The organism is Rhodococcus sp. WMMA185 (assembly GCF_001767395.1).
GTDB lineage: Bacteria > Actinomycetota > Actinomycetes > Mycobacteriales > Mycobacteriaceae > Rhodococcus_F.
In genome coordinates, this window is the sequence record NZ_CP017014.1 from 101,766 (window position 1) to 119,719 (window position 17,954).

Annotated in this window: 21 protein-coding genes; 9 read left to right on the forward strand and 12 right to left on the reverse strand. The window is 63.5% G+C overall.

From position 1 onward, the window contains the following. Positions 1-27: 27 nt before the first annotated feature. From BFN03_RS00400 to BFN03_RS00415, 4 genes are all read right to left on the reverse strand, one after another. Complete coding sequence (locus BFN03_RS00400) at positions 28-498, reverse strand: hypothetical protein (protein WP_070380475.1); 471 nt, start codon at positions 496-498, stop codon at positions 28-30. A 209-nt stretch (positions 499-707) separates the two neighbouring features. Beyond that, positions 708-1,310, reverse strand: coding sequence for a hypothetical protein (locus BFN03_RS00405; protein WP_070380476.1), 603 nt, complete (start codon positions 1,308-1,310; stop codon positions 708-710). A gap of 179 nt (positions 1,311-1,489) precedes the next feature. Further along, positions 1,490-2,566 carry a class I SAM-dependent methyltransferase gene (locus BFN03_RS00410; protein ID WP_070377346.1) on the reverse strand — a complete coding sequence of 359 codons (1,077 nt, stop codon included), beginning with the start codon at positions 2,564-2,566 and terminating at the stop codon, positions 1,490-1,492. Between the two features lie 122 nt (positions 2,567-2,688). Beyond that, the gene (locus BFN03_RS00415; RefSeq protein ID WP_070377347.1) at positions 2,689-3,615 is read right to left on the reverse strand and encodes a DNA-3-methyladenine glycosylase family protein; all 927 of its coding nucleotides are present in this window, start codon (positions 3,613-3,615) and stop codon (positions 2,689-2,691) included. A gap of 72 nt (positions 3,616-3,687) precedes the next feature. Between BFN03_RS00415 and BFN03_RS00420 the strand changes: the two genes are divergently transcribed. Together BFN03_RS00420 and BFN03_RS00425 are read left to right on the forward strand one after the other, a co-directional pair. Next, a complete protein-coding gene (locus tag BFN03_RS00420; protein WP_070377348.1) occupies positions 3,688-4,212 on the forward strand; it encodes a ribonuclease H family protein in 525 nt (174 codons plus the stop codon). Positions 4,213-4,236: 24 nt separating this feature from the next. After that, positions 4,237-5,112, forward strand: coding sequence for an amidohydrolase family protein (locus tag BFN03_RS00425; RefSeq protein WP_070377349.1), 876 nt, complete (start codon positions 4,237-4,239; stop codon positions 5,110-5,112). 91 nt (positions 5,113-5,203) lie between these two features. On the opposite strand, the gene BFN03_RS00430 is transcribed toward BFN03_RS00425, so the two are convergent. Beyond that, positions 5,204-5,704 carry an ArsI/CadI family heavy metal resistance metalloenzyme gene (locus tag BFN03_RS00430; protein ID WP_070380477.1) on the reverse strand — a complete coding sequence of 167 codons (501 nt, stop codon included), beginning with the start codon at positions 5,702-5,704 and terminating at the stop codon, positions 5,204-5,206. 89 nt (positions 5,705-5,793) lie between these two features. On the opposite strand from BFN03_RS00430, the gene BFN03_RS00435 reads away from it, so the two are divergent. Further along, positions 5,794-6,153 (forward strand): Rv2640c family ArsR-like transcriptional regulator, encoded by a 360-nt coding sequence (locus tag BFN03_RS00435; protein ID WP_070377350.1) that lies wholly within the window; start codon positions 5,794-5,796, stop codon positions 6,151-6,153. Positions 6,154-6,304: 151 nt separating this feature from the next. After that, positions 6,305-7,237, forward strand: a complete 933-nt coding sequence (locus tag BFN03_RS00440; RefSeq protein WP_070377351.1) for an esterase/lipase family protein — start codon at positions 6,305-6,307, stop codon at positions 7,235-7,237. Positions 7,238-7,256: 19 nt separating this feature from the next. Here the strand turns inward: BFN03_RS00440 and BFN03_RS00445 are convergent, their stop codons facing one another. The 3 genes from BFN03_RS00445 to BFN03_RS00455 are packed head-to-tail and all read right to left on the reverse strand — an operon-like array spanning position 7,257 to position 8,942. Next, positions 7,257-7,439, reverse strand: coding sequence for a hypothetical protein (locus tag BFN03_RS00445; RefSeq protein WP_070377352.1), 183 nt, complete (start codon positions 7,437-7,439; stop codon positions 7,257-7,259). 7 nt (positions 7,440-7,446) lie between these two features. Beyond that, a complete protein-coding gene (locus BFN03_RS00450) occupies positions 7,447-8,253 on the reverse strand; it encodes an ABC transporter ATP-binding protein (RefSeq protein WP_070377353.1) in 807 nt (268 codons plus the stop codon). Continuing rightward, positions 8,250-8,942, reverse strand: a complete 693-nt coding sequence (locus tag BFN03_RS00455) for a FadR/GntR family transcriptional regulator (protein WP_070377354.1) — start codon at positions 8,940-8,942, stop codon at positions 8,250-8,252. The genes BFN03_RS00450 and BFN03_RS00455 overlap by 4 nt, the downstream gene beginning before the upstream one ends. A 106-nt stretch (positions 8,943-9,048) precedes the next feature. Between BFN03_RS00455 and BFN03_RS00460 the strand changes: the two genes are divergently transcribed. Continuing rightward, positions 9,049-9,510 carry a PPOX class F420-dependent oxidoreductase gene (locus BFN03_RS00460; protein ID WP_070377355.1) on the forward strand — a complete coding sequence of 154 codons (462 nt, stop codon included), beginning with the start codon at positions 9,049-9,051 and terminating at the stop codon, positions 9,508-9,510. A 63-nt stretch (positions 9,511-9,573) separates the two neighbouring features. Beyond that, positions 9,574-10,752: an acyl-CoA dehydrogenase family protein gene (locus tag BFN03_RS00465; RefSeq protein ID WP_070380478.1), complete on the forward strand. Its 1,179-nt coding sequence runs from the start codon at positions 9,574-9,576 to the stop codon at positions 10,750-10,752. Between the two features lie 31 nt (positions 10,753-10,783). On the opposite strand, the gene BFN03_RS00470 is transcribed toward BFN03_RS00465, so the two are convergent. Together BFN03_RS00470 and BFN03_RS00475 are read right to left on the reverse strand one after the other, a co-directional pair. Next, positions 10,784-11,326, reverse strand: a complete 543-nt coding sequence (locus BFN03_RS00470; RefSeq protein ID WP_070377356.1) for a gamma carbonic anhydrase family protein — start codon at positions 11,324-11,326, stop codon at positions 10,784-10,786. Between the two features lie 76 nt (positions 11,327-11,402). After that, positions 11,403-12,299 (reverse strand): AurF N-oxygenase family protein, encoded by an 897-nt coding sequence (locus tag BFN03_RS00475; protein WP_070377357.1) that lies wholly within the window; start codon positions 12,297-12,299, stop codon positions 11,403-11,405. Between the two features lie 226 nt (positions 12,300-12,525). Between BFN03_RS00475 and BFN03_RS00480 the strand changes: the two genes are divergently transcribed. Together BFN03_RS00480 and BFN03_RS00485 are read left to right on the forward strand one after the other, a co-directional pair. Beyond that, positions 12,526-13,218: a DUF6319 family protein gene (locus tag BFN03_RS00480; protein WP_070377358.1), complete on the forward strand. Its 693-nt coding sequence runs from the start codon at positions 12,526-12,528 to the stop codon at positions 13,216-13,218. Positions 13,219-13,339: 121 nt separating this feature from the next. Next, a complete protein-coding gene (locus tag BFN03_RS00485; RefSeq protein WP_070377359.1) occupies positions 13,340-13,993 on the forward strand; it encodes a peptidase S1 family protein in 654 nt (217 codons plus the stop codon). 16 nt (positions 13,994-14,009) lie between these two features. Here the strand turns inward: BFN03_RS00485 and BFN03_RS00490 are convergent, their stop codons facing one another. Together BFN03_RS00490 and ilvD are read right to left on the reverse strand one after the other, a co-directional pair. After that, positions 14,010-14,768 (reverse strand): GNAT family N-acetyltransferase, encoded by a 759-nt coding sequence (locus BFN03_RS00490; protein ID WP_070380479.1) that lies wholly within the window; start codon positions 14,766-14,768, stop codon positions 14,010-14,012. Between the two features lie 38 nt (positions 14,769-14,806). Next, positions 14,807-16,501 carry a dihydroxy-acid dehydratase gene (gene ilvD, locus BFN03_RS00495; protein ID WP_084385717.1) on the reverse strand — a complete coding sequence of 565 codons (1,695 nt, stop codon included), beginning with the start codon at positions 16,499-16,501 and terminating at the stop codon, positions 14,807-14,809. A 149-nt stretch (positions 16,502-16,650) separates the two neighbouring features. Here ilvD and BFN03_RS00500 point away from each other — a divergent pair, with 149 nt between their 5' ends. Then, on the forward strand, positions 16,651-17,919 hold the full coding sequence (locus BFN03_RS00500; protein WP_070377361.1) for an MFS transporter: 1,269 nt from the start codon (positions 16,651-16,653) through the stop codon (positions 17,917-17,919). Positions 17,920-17,954: the final 35 nt, after the last annotated feature.

A 17,954-nucleotide genomic window follows, 5' to 3' on the forward strand; every position in this document is an offset into this window, starting at 1 on the left:
AGGCTGGGGCAGCAGCTCGCTCTTCGCTCAGGGTGTGGCGAAGAACTGCTCAACTGCGGCCTGCGCATTGGGGTTCCCCATATCGATGGCGATGACAGCACCGGCAACCGTGCCGATGGCAGTTCCGAGTACGCAGCCGACGAGGATGCTGGGGAACAGTGACACACACCCGACAGCCGAGCCGATGTTGGCGCCGATCGCCAGACCAGGCAGGCCCCCGTTTTCCCAGCCGATACTGATCTCGTTGGCCATGTTGTCGAAGGCGGCCTGTTTGGGATCGTTATCCGGGAAGAGATATTCGGCCGCCTGACTGGCCTCGCCCTCGGCAGTCGGGGACAGCAAGGGTTGCGACCAGTCGATTTCCCGCGGCTGGGGCTCGACTGCCTGCGGCTGGGGCTCGGCTCCCTGTGGCTGGGGCTCGGCGTACGCCGTTGCAGCACCGACGACCATCGCGCAGGCGACCAATCCGGACAACACAACAGTTCTCGAGAGTTTCATTGAATACCTACCATGTCGTAGTACGAACACGGACCTCACCTTCATTGCACCGAACATCCTTTTGCGTGGGCCATATTCGCTTCGAAACCGAACGGCTACATGAATACGTGGGTGCGCAGTGATGCTCCCCGTGTTCGCGGCTACGCCATAGGCCTCCCGGAATCGTCCCTCGCAGTGCGACAGAACCCCATTGCACGGTTCCGTGGCATTTACAGGGTCTCGAGGTAGTCGAAGACCGCCGGCGTCACTGCGGGGTTGGCGTTGCTGATACCGGTAACGGCTCCGATCCCCGCGCCTATTGCGGCACCCGGGATGCACCCGCCGAGGATGAAGAAAATGCATCCGACGACAAAGCCGATGCCGGCGCCTACAGCAGTTGCCGTCGCGCCGCCGTTCTGCCAGCCGATTTCTATCTCGTTCAGCATGTTGGCGTATGCCGTGTCCTGGTCGACCGGTGTGACGGCGAGGGTTCCCGCGATCGGCGTCGTGGTGGGCGTCAGGCTGAGGAACCTGCCGTCATCGCTGACGACGGGGTCGATCTCGAATTGCACGCCCGCAATCGAGTACCGGAGTGGAATAGTCGCTAACGTCGCTCCGGAATCATTGGTGATATCGACGGCGGCGGCCGTCTTGGACAGGCTGAAAGCTCCTGAGTCGAGCGCAGTATCTACCGATCGGCCATCCGGGCTCAGACTGGTGAGCGAGGTGACGGTCTGATCGACTCGAGCGGGATCGGCATATGCGGTGCCCACTCCCACACACAGGGTGGCGATCAGCAGCGCTGCCAGGGCTGACACTCTATGCAGTTTCATGGCGCTTCCCATGGGTAGTAGCGGATGACATCGACAAATCTGGTTCGACCTGGCGCTCCAGAGTTACTCGACCGCTAAAGCGCCCGTAACCTGCCTTCTGTTGTCATCTTCCCCTGTAGGGTGTGCCAATTTTCGGAATTTCGGTAAAACACTTGTGAAATGGGGTTCCTGGACTCGAATTACACGGTCAGGCGGTAGAAGCGCCAGAACCCGAAATCCTCGATCGGAAGGATGTCCATGACGGAGAAGCCGGCTGCCTGCGCGTAGCCGCGCAATGTGCTGGGCCTCATGACCGTTCCGGTGCCTGCGCTGGGAGTATGACTCATTCCGTCGGGGAGGCACACGGTCAGGCTGATTCCGTACATGAATCGCTCGAGGTCGCTTCCGGGTGCGGAGAACTCGTCATCGACGGCCTCGTCCATGACGAACAGCGCACCACCAGGCTCGAGGGCCCTCCGTACGGCGGCCAACACGTCCACTGGGGCCGGCATATCGTGGATGCACTCGAAGGCGAAGGCAGCGGTACAGCTACCTTCGGGGATTCCCGTAGCGTCCGACTCGGTGATGGTGATCCGTTGCGCGACGTCCGGGTGGGTGCTGACGTTGGCTTTCGCGAGTTCGACTGTTGCGGCGTCGATGTCGTATCCACGAAGTTGAGCGTCCGGGTAGGCGCGGGCCAGGGCAATTGTCGACCATGCGCCGCCACACCCCACGTCGGCGATGACGGCGCCAGGCGTACGCAGTAGCGAGTCCACGTCGGGGACCGAGGCGAGGGCGCCCGGCAGAGCTTGCTCGTACCACGGCCGATTCATGTCGGCCTGTGACTCGCGCGCGTCGGCACCGAACTTCGCCCATCCCACGCCTCCTCCGGCGCGGTAGACCTCGAGAAGCGCGGGCATCTGCACGGCGGCGGCGACCACCTGCCGTGCGAGTGGGGCCAGGTAGGAAAGACTGCTTTCGTCTGTGAGTGCCTCGGTGGCGCCGGGAGCTAGTGCGAATGTCCTGGGATCGGCGGAGTTCACCGTGACGAACCCCGACACCGCCTGGTGTTCGAGCCATTCCTGCGCGTATCGCGGATGGGTCGAGGTGCGCTCGGCCAATTCCTCCGCCGTGGCGGGGCCCTGGGTGGCGAGACTGTGGTACCAGCCCATGCGGTCTCCGATATGGATGGAGAGGACGTCCATCGCGCCGAGTGAGGCATCGAAAATGCGCTGGGAGAAGGTGTCGGCGTCGGCGTCGGGTGAGAGTGTGGACATCACTGATCTCCGGTCGGAGGGTGGGTGAGGCGTCGTCTCCTCATGGTAGTCAGGGCGCCGGAGGTGTCATCCTTCGTTCGCGCGGCGAACGAAGGAAGAGCCCACCCTTCTTTGGCAGATCGTCAGTGCCAGCTGTGGTCGACCAGCGCTGTGCGGGGGCCGAACTTGGGCTTGACGGCGTTGCCGCTGACTTCCAGCAGTCGGATGGCCCGATACCGGTGTGGTCGAATTGGTTCTAGATACGCCACCATTTCGCCGTCGTCGATGGGTCTGCCCAACAGTGACCAGCCCACTACCGCCGCAAGGTGGTAGTCCCCGACAGACAGGGCGTCGGAGTCGCCTAGTGCACGCTGCGCCACCTCGGCTGCGGTCCAGATCCCGACACCGGGGATGGACATCAACCGCCGCGTAGCGTCCTCGCGGGGGAGATCGACGATCTTCTCCAGTCGATCGGCGACCTGAGCGCACCGGACGATGGTGCGAGCCCTGCTCGGGTCGACGTTGGCGCGATGAAACTCCCATGACGGGACGCGCCGCCACACTTGTGCTGTCGGCGGAAGCCTCATGCCGTCCGGGGTGGGGCCGGGGGCGGGCTCGCCGAACTTCCACACGAGTCGTCGCCACGAGGCGTACGCGGCGATGCCGTGCACGCGCTGTTCGAGGACCGCGGGCACGAGGGCTTCCATCACCCGGTTGGTGCGGCCCAGGCGCAGGTGCGGAAACCGGCGGTGTGCCTCGACAAGAACCGGGTGTTCGGGGGTGAAGTCCGCGCATTCGTCGTGATCGCCGACGAGGCGGTCGAGCCCAGCAACCAGTTCCTCGGATCCCTCTCCCCAGGCCTGGCAATGCACCGTGTGGCGATCGGGTTGGGTGATGCGATACGTGACCGGTCCGGATTGCTGCACCGAGGTCCGCCAGATCGAACCGTCGCCGGCTCTCCGATGGCAAGGGTCCCCCTTGCCACGCTGAAGAGGCTGCAACGTCATGGCGACGTCCAGGGGGCGTCGCGAGTTCACAGTGGCCTCGACCATCTCCAGCGAAGCTGTCATCCAAGCGAGCGTAGCCGTAGTAATGCAGACCACTGCGGAGGAAGGTCGGAGCACGCACGTAGAGTCCCAGCCATGATCATCGTGAGCACCGATGGATCCTGCCTCCGCAACCCGGGCGGGGCAATCGGCTGGGCATGGGTCAATCACGAGGGGCCCAGTCAATCGGGTGGTGAACCCTCGGGTACGAACCAGATCGCCGAGCTGCGGGCGTTGCTCGAAGCGATCAAGTCGCATCCAGGATCGGACCCGCTGCTGATCGAATCCGATTCCCAGTACGCCATCAAATGCGCCTCCGAGTGGTTGCCCGGGTGGAAGCGCAAGGGGTGGAAGACTGCGGGCGGCGCTCCCGTCAAGAACCTCGAGTTGGTGCAATCCATCGATCGGGCTATCAGCGAACGCCCCGGTCCGGTTCGGTTCCGTTGGGTGCGAGGCCACGTCGGCAATCACTACAACGAGATGGCCGACACGCTTGCCGGCGAGGCGGCCCGCGCCGTCGATTCCGGCGAGGTGGCTCCGGCACCTGCGGTCCCGTCTACTCCGGCGGCGACCGATGCACCGCCGCGTCCTGAGCCAGAGGACGCGTTGACGCTCTTTTGAGCCCCATTTCGTCGAGGAGGAGCGTTGACCGAGGATCTGCGCGTACAGGAGTTCTGGCGCAGTCTGGGGCTTCCCGGAATCATCGATGTTCACACCCATTTCATGCCGGCGAACGTGATGGAGAAGGTGTGGAGATACTTCGATTCGGCCGGACCGCTGACCGGGCGTGAGTGGCCCATCCGCTATCGGCACGACGAGGAGGTCCGTGTCGAACAGCTCCGCAGGTTCGGGGTACGGCGTTTCACGTCGATGATCTATCCGCACAAGCCGAACATGGCCGCGTGGCTCAACCAGTGGTCGGCAGGGTTCGCCGCTCAGACACCCGACTGCCTGTGGACATCGACGTTCTACCCGGAGGAGTCCACGGCGACGTATGTAGCGGAAGCCATCGAGGCGGGCACTCGAGTGTTCAAGTCGCATATCCAGGTGGGCGATTATTCGCCGAACGACCCGCTCCTCGATCCCGTATGGGGAGCACTCGAGGACTCCGGCGTGCCCGTCGTCATCCATTGCGGTTCCGGCCCCGCGCCGGGCACATACACCGGCCCTGAGCCCATCTCCGAGTTGCTGGCGAGATTTCCCGCATTGCCACTGATCATCGCCCACATGGGCCTGCCCGAGTACCAGGGCTTTCTGGAGCTGGCTGCGAAGTACACCAACGTCTACCTCGATACCGCCATGGCATTTACCGACTTCTCCGAACAGTCAACGCCCTTTCCGCGTAACCAGGTGCATCGGCTGGCGAACCTGCAAGACCGAATCGTATTCGGCAGCGACTTCCCCAATATCCCGTATCCGTACCTGGACGGGCTCGACGGGCTCACCCGATTCGACCTGGGAGACGCGTGGTTGAGGGCGGTGTGCCACGACAACGCGGCTCGGCTGTTCTCGATCGAGTAATTTGTCTCGTTCGACCAACGGCCACTGTCGGCTGCGGGCAAAGAGCTACGCCCGGAAGACGATTGGCCGCCGGGCGTAACTTCGCTCGATGCTATGCCGAACCGCAACAGACGGCTGGGGCGTCGGGCTCATGTGCAGTTGCCTTTTCCGACGAATCCGATTCTCCTGACGAACCGCAGCACGCAGCTTGGGAATCCGACTCGTGTTCGGGTGCGTTGCCGAACGTGTCGCTGTCGGCCAGCACCGTGTACACCTCCCACTTCTCGTTCGAAGGGCCAGTGACCCACACCTTGTCCTGGGTGGCGAAGCAACAGGTGGTGCCGATCTCCTCTGCGGTGAACAGGCCCTCGTCGCTCAACCGGGCTATCTCCTTGTGCACCGTCTCGCTGGAGTCGACTTCGACTCCGAGGTGATTGATGGTGCCGCCGGTACCCGGGTTCTCGAAGAGGACGAGCTTGAGAGGCGGTTCGGCGATCGCGAAGTTCGCGTATCCCTCCTTCACCTTCGCTGGTGCCGTGCCGAAGAGCTTGGAGTAGAACTCGACGGCTTGATCCAGGTTGTCGACATTGAGGCCGAGCTGAACGCGTGACATGTGAACCTCCACCTATTCGATATATGTTGAATCACTTTCATTGGTACCACCTTTTTGACGTATGTCAAGAAGGTTGGCAGAATGAGTGCATGCCCAAGACATTGCCCATGATCGACGCGACCGCGCCGATATGCTGCGCCCCCGTCGCGTCGGGGCCGATCTCGGATGGCGCGGCGCTCGAAGTGGCGGTTCGGTTGAAGGCCCTCGCCGATCCGGTACGAATCAAGCTGATGTCGATCCTGCTCTCGGGCAGCGCCGGAGAGGTCTGTACGTGTGATCTTGCCGACAGCATCGGTCTATCGGAATCGACGATCAGCCATCATCTTGGTCAACTCAAGAAGGCGGGGATGGTGACCGGTACGAGACGTGGAATGAACGTCTATTACAGTGCGCAACCCGATGCTCTCGACGCGCTTCGATTGGTGCTTGATCCGAACTGCTGTTCCTAGGCCCCCTTCGATAGCGGAGCCATTCATCCTGGCGGCGTGTGGGATTCACAACGGCCGCTGGTCGCCCATGCGCGATTCTTCGTTAACTACTGCTATCGTGCTCGGCGAGTCAGTGGTCCAGAGATGGCCGGGGTGTGAGGGAGAAGCAAGGATGCGGTGGGAAAAGTCGGGCCGGTTGTCGGCCGTTGTGGCAGCCGTGATGGTGGCTTTGGGTGCCGGGGGTGCTCAGGCGAGTGCCGAGCCCGCGCCGCTGCCTGTGCCGTATTCCTCTCTCCAGTCGGTCGGGGCGGCGATCATGCACCCGGATTCGGATCCGCCCGGTGCAAACGACTGGTCCTGCAAGCCCACGGAGGAGCACCCGTATCCCGTGGTGCTGGCGCATGGAACCTTGGCCAACATGGCGCTCAACTTCGGGACGCTGTCCCCGCTGTTGAAGAACAATGGGTACTGCGTGTTCACCATGAACTTCGGTCAGGAACCCGGTGCCGGCTACGTCGGCTACCCCGGCGCGACAATTGCTGCAGGAACTGCTTCGATGGCGCAATCGTCCGCAGAGTTGGCCGAACTCGTCGAACGAATCAAGGCTGCGACCGGTGCTGAGAAAGTTGACATCGTCGGGCACTCGCAGGGTGGCTCCATGCCGCGCTACTACCTGAAGTATCTCGGTGGCGCGGAGTCGGTGGACAAGATGATCGCGCTAGGGCCGTCGAATCACCCCGGATCGAATCCGATGGCCGAGCTGTTCCCAGGGGGCGCAGCACTTCTCGGTACCGCGGGAATCGAACAGACGGCCCAATCCGACTTCCTCGCCAAGTTGAACGAGGGCGGCGAAACCATGCCCGGCGTCACCTACACCGTGATTGCAACGAAGTACGACCAGCTCGTCGTGCCCTACACCGAGACGTTCCTGTCGGGCCCGAACGTCACGAACATCGTGTTGCAGGACGAATGCCCGCAGAACTTCTCTGATCACATGGCGTTGGCGTTCGACAAGCTGACTCTCAGCTACGTACTCAACGCGCTGGATCCGAGCTACCCCATCGCTCCGTGCGAATTCTCAGCGCCCCTGCTCGGTAGCTTCTAGTAGGCGCACGCCCTGGCGGTCAAGACAGGTCACGGAACGTCATCACGAATCCGACCAGGGCCGTCAGGAAGGCCGCAACGTAGACCGGTACCTGCAACCAGACAGGTGCGGTTCGGTACACGATCATCGCGACGGCCATTGCAGTGACGATGAGCACGACACCGTAGAACGGTGTCCGCTGGGGGTGATCGCCTCGGGCCATATGCTCGTCAGCCCACGTGTTCGGACACCCTGGTCTGCGCGACCCATCGGCCGCGCTGCCGGGTGATCTCGATGGGATGGTCGAAGCACTCGCTGATATGCGCGGTGGTGAGGACATCGGCCACCTCACCCCGCGCAGTCACGCGACCGTCACGGATGAGGATCGCGTGAGTTGTGGTCATCGGGATCTCCTCGAGATGATGTGTGACGAGGATGCTGGCGAGATTCGGGAATCGGATCCGTGATTCGTCGAGCGCGGTGAGGAGTTGTTCTCGCGCAGCCAGATCCAGTCCAGTGGCCGGCTCGTCGAGCAGGAGAAGTTGAGGGTCCGCGATCAATGCGCGGGCGATGAGGGCGCGACCGCGCTCGCCTTGAGACAAGTTCGGCCACACGGCATCCGAGCGGTCCTGCATCCCCAGTGACGCGATCAGTTCATAGGCGTGAGCCACCTGCTCTTCGGTGGGCGACCACCGGGGGATGAATTCGGGGGTATTGGTCAGGCCCGTGAGTACCACGTCGCGCACGGTCAAGGGGTGCTGCACCGAATGGCGCGGGTTCACGTGACCGATGTGGGCGCGCAGCTCCCTCATGTCCACGCGACCCAAACGATGACCGAGCACGTGAACAGTTCCGTTCGTCGGATGAGCGAAGGCGCCGAGCAGGCTCAGAAGGGTGCTCTTGCCCGCCCCGTTGGCGCCGAGGAGCACCCAGTGCTGGCCTTGCTCGACGCGAAGTGTGACGTCGCGCAGCAGAAATCGACCACCGCGGACGAAGTCGACTTGGTCGGCGCTGACGACCGAATGGTTGGCGGTCATGGAGTTTCGCCCTCTCGCAGCAACGTCATAACGGGATCGAGATTGGCGGCGGTGGCGACGACGGCCGCTTCCACGTCGCCGATTTCGAGGGCGCGAAGGAGATCGTCGTGGGCACACCCGGTGTCAGGGCATGCGGGCTCGTGATCGACCAGTTCTGCGAGTGCCTTGACCAACGTGGGCCGGACCGACTCGAACAATGCGGACAGGATCGAGTTGCCGGCGATGTCGACGACCGCAGCGTGGAAGTCGAGGTCTGCTGCTACGAACACCGCAGTGGACTTAGTGGTGCTGTCGTGCCGGGCCTCGAGTAGTTCCCGAATTCGTCGAAGATCTTCGGGGCGCACGCGTTCGGCTGCCAGCCGGGATGCCTCGATCTCGAGGGCGCGCCTCACCTCATACACCTCGAGGAGTCGTGCGCGCCGCAGCAGTTGCTCGAGCCCTGCTCCGGCAGCGGGTGGTCGCGCCACGAACGTGCCGACACCGTGCCGGACGTCGAGGAGCCCAGCGCGGGCAAGGAGCCGAACCGCTTCGCGTACGGACGATCGGCCGACGCCCAGTTCGGCTGCCAGTTCTGCTTCGCTGGGGAGGCGGGTTCCCGCGGTCCACTCGCCCGCGGTGATCCGCTCGGTGAGCAAATCTTCGAGTTGAGGTACCAGCGGGCCGCTACGGAGGGTCTGACGTGCGGACATTCCACGAAGCTAGCACGGTCCTCAGACCTCTGATGACTGTGCTGAGCATAGGGTGAATCGGAGAGACCCTCGAGTGGGAATCGCAGCAGACGTGAGGAGAAGGACCATGGCCATCGCCACCGCAGATCATGTGACGCGGGAGGAGTTGCTCGACTTCGTCCGTCCGCGCCACCATAGCGTGCTGATCACCCGGAAGCGCTCGGGAGGGTTGCAGATCTCCCCGGTTACGTCGGGACTCGACCGAGACGGTCGGATCGTCGTATCGACCTACCCGCAGCGTGCGAAGGCTGTCAATGCACGCCACGATCCGGCCGTGAGCGTGTGCGTTCTCTCGGACGACTTCGGCGGCGCCTACGTGCAGATCGACGGGACCGCGGAGGTGCTGGACATGCCGGAAGCACTCGAGCCTTTGGTGGAGTACTTCCGCGTGATCTCCGGCGAGCACCCCGACTGGGACGAGTACCGCGACGCCATGCGCAAGCAGAACAAGAGCTTGATCAGGATCACCGTCGAGGAGTGGGGGCCCATCGCCACCGGCGGCTTTCCGCCAGATTCGAATCGCGGGTAGCGCCGTCCGCCCTCGCCGCTATATTGGCTAGAACGTGTTCTACTTGTGGCAGAGGGGGTTCCCATGGGTCAGGTTCTGGACAGGATCGAGGTCGTCGCCGAGGAGATTCGGGGGCAGGCAGTGGAATCGGAGACCGCCTGCAGGCTCACCGACACCGCCGCCCGACTCTTGCGCGACTCCGGGGCGATCCGGTTGTTGCAGCCCAAGCTGTACGGAGGCATCGAGGCGCATCCTCGTGAGTTCGCCGAAACCGTCATGGGTATCGCGGCGCTCGACGGTGCGAGCGGGTGGGTCGCCGGGGTCGTCGGCGTACACCCTTGGGAACTGGCCTTCGCGGATCCGCGGGTTCAGCAGGAGATCTGGAGTGAGAACTACGACACGTGGATCGCATCGCCGTATGCGCCGATGGGTATCGCGACCCCGGTCGACGGCGGCTACGTTCTGACGGGGCGATGGTCCTTCTCGTCCGGCACGGACCACTGTCAGTGGGCTTTCCTCGGAGCGATGGTCGGCGACGGTGAGGGTGGCGTCGCGATGCCGCCGTCGTCGTTGCACGTGATCCTGCCGCGTGTCGACTATCAGATCGTCGGGGATTCGTGGGACGTCATCGGCCTGCGTGGAACGGGTAGCAAGGATCTGATCGTCGATGGGGCGTTCATCCCCAGCCACCGGACATTGGACGCGTGGAAGGTGATGGATGGACGTGCCCAGAAGGAGGCGGGAAGATCCGAACCGCTGTACAACATGCCGTACTCCTGCATGTTCCCGCTGGGCATCACGTCCGCGGTCATAGGCATCGCCGAGGGCGCGCTGGCATGCCACATCGCTGCGCAGAAGGATCGCGTGGCCATCACCGGCCAGAAGATCAAGGAAGATCCGTACGTGCTGAGTGCCATCGGGGAGTCGGCCGCCGAGATCAATGCCTCGCGCGTATCCCTGATCGAAACCGCCGAACGCTTCTACGACAAGCTGGACGCGGGCAAGGAGATCACCTTCGAGGAGCGTGCGATCGGCCGGCGAACTCAGATCGCCGCCGCGTGGCGTGCGGTGCGCGCGCTGGATGAGATCTTCACGCGCGCCGGAGGCGGCGCGCTGCGCTACAGCACGCCGATGCAGCGGTTCTGGCGTGACGCACACGCCGGTCTGGCGCACGCGGTCCATGTTCCGGGCCCGACCAACCACGCAAGCGCGCTCACTCAACTAGGTGTCGAACCCCAGGGGATGATGCGGGCCATGATCTAGGGGAGGCTGCCGTCCAAGCCGGGACGTCCGGTCACGGAGAGTCGAAGGCGGTGACTTCTGCCGACCGATGCTGCTGCGCCAGGTGACGGTATACCGCCGCGTTTCCCTCGTTCTTGGCCACCTCGTCGTCGGTCAACTCCCGCCGTACCTTGGCCGGAACACCCGCGACGAGTGAGCGCGGTGGAATCTGCGTGCCTGCGAGCACCAGTGCGCCGGCTGCGATCAGTGATCCCGTGCCGACGACTGCGCCGTTGAGAACCGTCGCTCCCATGCCGACGAGGGCGCCGTCCTCCACGGTGCAGCCGTGGAGGACGGCGTTGTGGCCGACGCTGACGTTTCGGCCGACAGTGACCGGGAAACCCGGATCGCAGTGGACCGCCACGCCGTCCTGGATGTTGCTTCCCTCGCCGAGCGCGATGGAATCGCAGTCGGCGCGCAGAACCGCGCCGTACCAGACGCTGGCCTCAGCGCCGATCGTCGCGGCGCCGATCACCGTCGCGGTGGGTGCTACGAACGCGGTTTCGTCGGCTCGAGGCGATTTGCCGTTGATCTGGGCGACGTGCGGTCCTCTCAAGTGCTCTCTCCTTTTTGGCAGCGGATTCTCAGCTCTATCGGGCTGGAGTTTATTGTGCCGGGACAGAGGACGGGACTCAGAGGAGGCTGACCCTCTTGTAGAGGTATTTCGATGGACCGCCGACGAGGCCGACGCTGTCGAGGAACCGTATGAGTTTGGATCCGGACGTGCGGACAGTGTTCTTGTAGTGCGGGTTGCGCTTCGCTTCGGTCTTGGCGCGCTTCGGGTCGAGGCCGACGTTCTCGTAGACCCCTCTGCGGACCAAGCTCTTCATGATGATGTACACGCTTGCGGCGGTGTTGATCCGTTCGTACTGGAGCCTCAACCACCCGGCGCCTTCGATTCGACGAGCGACTTCCTCGCGAGCGAAGCGGATGTGCCGGGATTCTTCGACAACATGGATCTTGCTGACCGTGCGCGTGAGGGGCTGCACGCGTTCGTCCTTCATGAAATCGCGCTGCATCATGTCGAGGATCGCTTCGGCGGCCATCACGCTGGCGTAGGCGTTGGCGCCCTTGTAGGAACTGCCCCAGATGCGTCCGAACTTGTGAACCAACGGGTGGGGGCCGTAGCTCGGCATGCCCAATCTTTCTCCCGCGCGGGCGAACATCACCGAGTGGCGGCACTCGTCGGCAATCTCGGTAAGAGCGAACTGGACGTGCCGCGAGTACTTGTCGCGACCGTAAATATCGCGCAGGAGCATCTGCATCAGCAGGATTTCGAACCACAGGCCCACACTGGCGATGCTGGCGGCCTCGTGCTTGGTGAGTTCGATCTTCTGTTCGTCGGTCATTTCGTCCCATAACGCGGTGCCGTACAGGGTGCTCCACTCGGGTGTCAGGCCGAACTTGTCTTCGGGAATGGGCGCTTCCCAGTCGATCTCGACCATCGGGTCGTAGGACTTACGAGCCGATGATGCCAGTAGCCGCCTGGCGATCTCTTCCCGATCCGAGACTTCAATCGGTGTCTTCATGGCTACCTCTCGGTTGATGATCGGTACTGCTCGGTAGATGTGACAGCTAGTAACCGACACCCAACGATACTGTGACGCCTGTCTCAACGGCAAGGTTCGGCGCCGGTACAACGTGGCGGAGTACCCGGGTGGCCGATGGGTAGCGCCGTGGACGTCGGCACGGTGTGCAAGAGTTGCGGGGCTTCATTGACAGCGCAACCAGGACGCAACCCAGAAAGGACAGCGCATGCCGCCCCGTAGACGTTCCGATGCCGGCGCACCGGATCACCTGACCGCGGAAAATCTCGAGACCATTACTACCGCGATCAAGGAGGGAAAGCGGGCAACCGTCTATCTGCGCGAGGCGATGCCGAGCCTCGGGCTCGAGGCTGGGACCTCGGCGAAAGTTATTTCGGTGCAGGGCAATACGGTAGTGATCCGACCCAAGGGAGTGAACGACGAGCTTCCTTTCGAAGCAGAGGAGCTTCTGATGAGTCGAATTCCAGCACCGAAACCCGTTGCCGCGTCAGGCCCGGCCGTGTATCAGGGAATCGAGCCCGGCCCCGCCGCTACCCCGAAGGCTCCCGCACCCAAGACTGCCGCAGCATCTCAGGCAGTGGCTCCGAGTTCTTCACCGACGCCTTCGCGTCGCACCGCAAAGAAGGTGCCCGCGGGCGTGAGCGTGACCATCCATGCCGGCGCAGACAACGACTGGAGCGTCACGGTCGCAACCGGAGCGAAGAAGCCCGGCAAGGCAATCGCCGTTGCACCCGATGCTGTCGAGCGCGCCGTTCGAGAACTCGGAGAGGAATCAGCGATCGAGGCAGTCGAGTCTGTCATCGTCGCGGCGCGCAACCTCGCCGCAGCCCGTGTGGACGAATTGACCCGGCAACTCGAGGATGCTCGAAAAGCTCTGGAGTCACTCGGCGCCGGCGAATGATCACGGGACGGTCACGGGTTGCGAATTCTACATCGCGATTCCCCCGCACGAGCCTTGCGTAGGGTGGGATTCTGAGAGGGAGACACGTGGCCGTCAGGGCTCATTCCTGAAAGGTTTTAACATGTTGAAACGATTCGCAGCAGTTGTTGCAGTGACAGCGGGAATTCTTGGTTTCGTCGCAGTCGGGTCCTCTGCAGCAGCTCCGGCCGCTGTTATGGGCGGCGGTTCGGGGATCGTGGTTGATGACGAACTGCTGTGCTCGCTCACCACCATCGGTCACGACAATGCGGGTCGGCTTGTCGGATTGACGGCGGGGCACTGTGGGGAGGTGGGCGCCCAGGTTGTGCCGGAAGCAAGTCCGGAAAGCGGCGTCGTCGGTCGCTTCGTCGTCTCCAATCACAACCTTGACTATGCGGTGATCGAGTTCGATCCGGCGAAGGTCACACCGGTCGACTCCATCGGCCGCGTCACCATCACCGGGATCGGTGCGCCCGCGTCCTTCCCGCAGATCGCGTGCAAGCAGGGTCGGACCACGGGCAACACATGCGGCGTCGTCTACGGTGATCTGCTGCAGACGCACGAAACATGGACCCAGGCTTGCGTGATCGAGGGTGACTCGGGTGCCCCGATGGTGGTCGGCACGACGCTGGTGGCGATGGTCAATGCGTACCTCGCCGCACCGTGCATCGGCCCGGAGATCGGTACCACAATGAGCGCGGTCATCGCCGATATGAACGCGAACGGCGGTCCCGGGGCCGGCTTCCAGCCCATCTGACAGCAGGGGCGCGATCTCACATCCCGTACTCGGTGTAGGTGCCGAGCGTGGTGAAACCGATCTTCTCGTAGACCGGTGCGCCGTCGGAAGAAGCTTGAAGGACCGCGCGCGCCGCACCCGCTGCCCTGGCCAAGTCCAAGGCCGCTAGTGTTGCCGCGGTCCCGAAGCGCTTTCTCCGATGGGCTTGCAGCGTCACGATTCCGTACAGCCCAGCTACACCCGAGTTGAAGTGGACTTCAGCTCCCGTGACGGGTTGCTTGCCGACGTATCCGACGACGAATCGACTCGCGCAGTCATGGTCGAAGATGGCCGTGGCTGCCTTGTCGTAGAACTCGACAACGGTTGGAGATGGGGGAGCCCAGTTCTGCGCCATCAGGGAGGCGTAGTCGGACAACTGCTCGGCAGTTTCAACGGTGACGACCGTCAGAGCTTCAGGTGGCGGTAGCGGTGGAACCTCGTCGAGGTCTGCAACCATCGCCTCTTCGGTTTCCGATATCGACAACCCGTGTTCGAGCAGGACATCACCCAGGTTCGCGGGTGTCGAGGTCGGAGCCACCCACCATGAGAACGGCCGCCCCGTCGATGTGGTCGCCCGGATGACGTCGGCGACCCGTTTACTGGCGGTGTCCTCGGTGAATCTGGCGCGGCACACCAGGTTGAAGGTGTCGTCGGGGAGGCCGCCGTCAGCAATGACGACGTCTCCACCGGCGAGCACCCGTGCGCCCTCTACGGAGGAATGGAGATGACAGGCGTGCGATGCACAGTTGTTTTCCATCGCTTCCAAGATCGGGGCACGCACCTGGTATCAGAACGCTAGCCGCAGACGGCGCCGACCGAGGCGGAGCCGACGAGTTTCGTGTACTTGGCGAGGACCCCGCGGGTGTAGCGCGGGGGCAGGGGCTCCCATCCGTTCCTACGGGCGGCGAGTTCGTCTTCGTCGACGAGCAGGTCCAGTGTGCTCTTGCCGACGTCCAATCGGATCTGATCTCCGTCCCGTACGAACGCAATCGGGCCGGCGTCGACGGCTTCCGGTGCGACGTGGCCGACGCAGAGACCGGTGGTGCCACCTGAGAAGCGCCCGTCGGTAAGGAGGAGCACGTCCTTACCCAGTCCGGCGCCCTTGATCGCCGCGGTAATCGCGAGCATCTCGCGCATGCCTGGGCCACCTTTGGGTCCTTCGTAGCGGATCACGACGACATCGCCGCCAGTGATGGTTCCGTCCTCGAGTGCATCCATGGCGGCCCGTTCGCGATCGAAGACTCGGGCGGTACCGGTGAAGACGTCGGAATCGAAGCCGGCGGACTTGACGACGGCGCCACCCGGGGCGAGGGAGCCTTTCAGGATCGTGATTCCTCCGGTGGGATGGATCGGGGAGTTCATCGCGCGCAGCACCTTGCCGTCCGGGTCGGGAGGGGCGATGTCCGAGAGGTTCTCGGCCATGGTCTTGCCGGTGACGGTGAGGCAGTCGCCGTGGAGCAATCCGGCGTCGAGTAGGGCTCTCATGACGACGGGGACGCCGCCGATGTGGTCGACGTCCTGCATCACGTGCTGACCGAACGGTTTGACATCCGCCAGGTGTGGGACGCGGGCACCGACCCGTGAGAAGTCGTCGAGGGACAGTTCGACGTCGGCTTCGTGGGCGATGGCCAGCAGGTGCAGCACGGCGTTGGTAGAGCCACCGAACGCCATAACCACGGCGATGGCGTTCTCGAACGCCTCCTTGGTCAGGATGTCCCTGGCGGTGATGCCACGGCGAAGCAATTCCACCACCGCCGCGCCGCTGCGCCTCGCGAATCCGTCACGGCGGCGATCGGTCGCGGGCGGGGACGCGCTGCCGGGGAGAGACATGCCCAGTGCCTCGGCAGCGCTGGCCATGGTGTTTGCGGTGTACATACCGCCGCACGCGCCCTCGCCGGGACAGATCGCACGCTCGATGGCATCAACGTCCTCGCGACTCATCAGACCGCGCGAGCAGGCGCCGACCGCTTCGAACGCGTCGATGATGGTGACTTCGCGCTGGGTGCCGTCGGACAGCTTCGCAACCCCCGGCAGGATCGAACCCGCATAGAGGAAGACGTTCGCGAGGTCGAGGCGAGCCGCCGCCATGAGCATGCCGGGCAGTGACTTGTCGCAGCCCGCCAGCATCACGGACCCGTCGAGGCGCTCGGCCTGCATCACCGTTTCCACACTGTCGGCGATCACTTCTCGTGACACCAACGAGAAATGCATCCCCTCATGGCCCATCGAGATGCCGTCGGAGACGGAAATCGTGCCGAATTCGAGTGGGTATCCGCCAGCGGCATGGATACCGTCTTTGACGGCCTTCGCGAGCCGGTCCAGCGACAGGTTGCAGGGAGTTATCTCGTTCCAAGACGAGGCAACGCCGATCTGGGACTTCCCCCAGTCGTCGTCACCCATGCCCACTGCACGGAGCATTCCGCGCGCGGCGGTCTTCTCGAGTCCGTCGGTGACGTCACGGCTGCGGGGCTTCGGGTCCGAATCTGTGATGGAAGTCATGCGGCTCAGCCTATGCGCGAATCTCGGCACCGGCCATAAGGCGCGAGACTCTCGGCCGCGTATGGGCGGCCGACGTGGAAGAACGATGGGGAGTGCTCTCAACCAGCGGAAACAGCAACTGGGCGGTACCTTGATCTGCGATGAGCAGAGTGTGGTTGGTGTGGGGTGTGGGCGTTGCCGCGTATATCGTGGCCGTTCTGCAGCGCACCTCGTTCGGTGTGTCCGGTCTGGTGGCGACGGACCGATTCTCGATCAATCCCAGCGTGCTGTCGGGTTTCGTCGTATTGCAGATCGTGGTGTACGCGGGGATGCAGATCCCGGCCGGCGCACTGCTGGATCGTTACGGTTCGCGGGCGATGATCGCGTCGGGCGCACTGATCATGGCGTCAGCGCAGGCGGTACTGGCGATCACCGAATCGCTGCCGCTGGCGTACACGGCCCGAGTATTCGTCGGAGTCGGCGATGCGCTGACTTTCATCTCTGTATTGCGTCTGGTGCCGCAATGGTTCGCACCGCGCAGGGTGCCGCTCGTATCGCAGCTGACCGGAATCTTGGGCCAGCTCGGTCAGATCCTGTCGGCCTTGCCGCTGATGCTGTTGTTGAACGGGCCCGGATGGAGTTTCGCGTACGGCAGCGCGGCGTCACTGGGGATGCTGATCTTCGTACTGGCCTTGGCCGTCATCCGGAACTCCCCGCCCGGTCTGGAGACAGTCGCCGCACCCGCCGGATTGCGAGAGGTGGGCAAGCAGATCCGCCTGGTATGGGGGCGTCCCGGCACCCGACTCGGGTTCTTCACCCACATGGGGACGCAATTCTCGACGACGACCTTCGCCCTGCTGTGGGGCATCCCTTACCTGAGATCGGCGCAAGGACTGTCGCCGGCGGAGGCGGGTTCACTGCTGACGCTGTCGGTGATCTCGGCGATCATCGCTGGGCCGGTCATCGGGATCCTCAGTGGTCGCTTTCCGATGCGCCGCTCGTATCTGGTGCTGTCGATCATCATCAGCAACGCGGTGATGTGGACCATTGTGCTGGCACTGCCCGGCCCCGCGCCGAGTTGGTTGCTGGTGGTGCTGGTGATGGTGATCTCGGTAGGCGGACCGGGTTCGATGATCGGATTCGACTATGCCCGCATGTTCAATCCCAGCACCAGCATGGGAACCGCGCAGGGGATGGTCAATATCGGCGGATTCTTGGCATCGTTGCTGGTCATCCAGGCGATGGGCATCATTCTGAACGTGATGGGCGGATATTCGTTCGACGCATTCCGAGTGGCATGGCTCGTGCAGTATCCGGTCTGGGGTGCGGCGATCGTGGGTGTGCTCGTAACACGGAGGAAGGCGCGCAAGCAGATGGGTGTGGTGCTGCGGCCAATCCGTCAGGTGTGGCGAGAACGCACCGGCCGTTAGACGGCCCTAGTTACACTCTTGCACGATGTGTAACA

What these genes read in the sequence shown, in the direction of transcription:
- BFN03_RS00400 (WP_070380475.1), bottom strand. Translation starts at nt 498, where the DNA reads ATGAAACTCTCGAGAACTGTTGTGTTGTCCGGATTGGTCGCCTGCGCG.
- BFN03_RS00405 (WP_070380476.1), bottom strand. Translation starts at nt 1,310, where the DNA reads ATGAAACTGCATAGAGTGTCAGCCCTGGCAGCGCTGCTGATCGCCACC.
- BFN03_RS00410 (WP_070377346.1), bottom strand. Translation starts at nt 2,566, where the DNA reads ATGTCCACACTCTCACCCGACGCCGACGCCGACACCTTCTCCCAGCGC.
- BFN03_RS00415 (WP_070377347.1), bottom strand. Translation starts at nt 3,615, where the DNA reads ATGACAGCTTCGCTGGAGATGGTCGAGGCCACTGTGAACTCGCGACGC.
- BFN03_RS00420 (WP_070377348.1), top strand. Translation starts at nt 3,688, where the DNA reads ATGATCATCGTGAGCACCGATGGATCCTGCCTCCGCAACCCGGGCGGG.
- BFN03_RS00430 (WP_070380477.1), bottom strand. Translation starts at nt 5,704, where the DNA reads ATGTCACGCGTTCAGCTCGGCCTCAATGTCGACAACCTGGATCAAGCC.
- BFN03_RS00435 (WP_070377350.1), top strand. Translation starts at nt 5,794, where the DNA reads ATGCCCAAGACATTGCCCATGATCGACGCGACCGCGCCGATATGCTGC.
- BFN03_RS00440 (WP_070377351.1), top strand. Translation starts at nt 6,305, where the DNA reads ATGCGGTGGGAAAAGTCGGGCCGGTTGTCGGCCGTTGTGGCAGCCGTG.
- BFN03_RS00445 (WP_070377352.1), bottom strand. Translation starts at nt 7,439, where the DNA reads ATGGCCCGAGGCGATCACCCCCAGCGGACACCGTTCTACGGTGTCGTG.
- BFN03_RS00450 (WP_070377353.1), bottom strand. Translation starts at nt 8,253, where the DNA reads ATGACCGCCAACCATTCGGTCGTCAGCGCCGACCAAGTCGACTTCGTC.
- BFN03_RS00455 (WP_070377354.1), bottom strand. Translation starts at nt 8,942, where the DNA reads ATGTCCGCACGTCAGACCCTCCGTAGCGGCCCGCTGGTACCTCAACTC.
- BFN03_RS00460 (WP_070377355.1), top strand. Translation starts at nt 9,049, where the DNA reads ATGGCCATCGCCACCGCAGATCATGTGACGCGGGAGGAGTTGCTCGAC.
- BFN03_RS00465 (WP_070380478.1), top strand. Translation starts at nt 9,574, where the DNA reads ATGGGTCAGGTTCTGGACAGGATCGAGGTCGTCGCCGAGGAGATTCGG.
- BFN03_RS00475 (WP_070377357.1), bottom strand. Translation starts at nt 12,299, where the DNA reads ATGAAGACACCGATTGAAGTCTCGGATCGGGAAGAGATCGCCAGGCGG.
- BFN03_RS00480 (WP_070377358.1), top strand. Translation starts at nt 12,526, where the DNA reads ATGCCGCCCCGTAGACGTTCCGATGCCGGCGCACCGGATCACCTGACC.
- BFN03_RS00485 (WP_070377359.1), top strand. Translation starts at nt 13,340, where the DNA reads ATGTTGAAACGATTCGCAGCAGTTGTTGCAGTGACAGCGGGAATTCTT.
- BFN03_RS00490 (WP_070380479.1), bottom strand. Translation starts at nt 14,768, where the DNA reads ATGGAAAACAACTGTGCATCGCACGCCTGTCATCTCCATTCCTCCGTA.
- BFN03_RS00500 (WP_070377361.1), top strand. Translation starts at nt 16,651, where the DNA reads ATGAGCAGAGTGTGGTTGGTGTGGGGTGTGGGCGTTGCCGCGTATATC.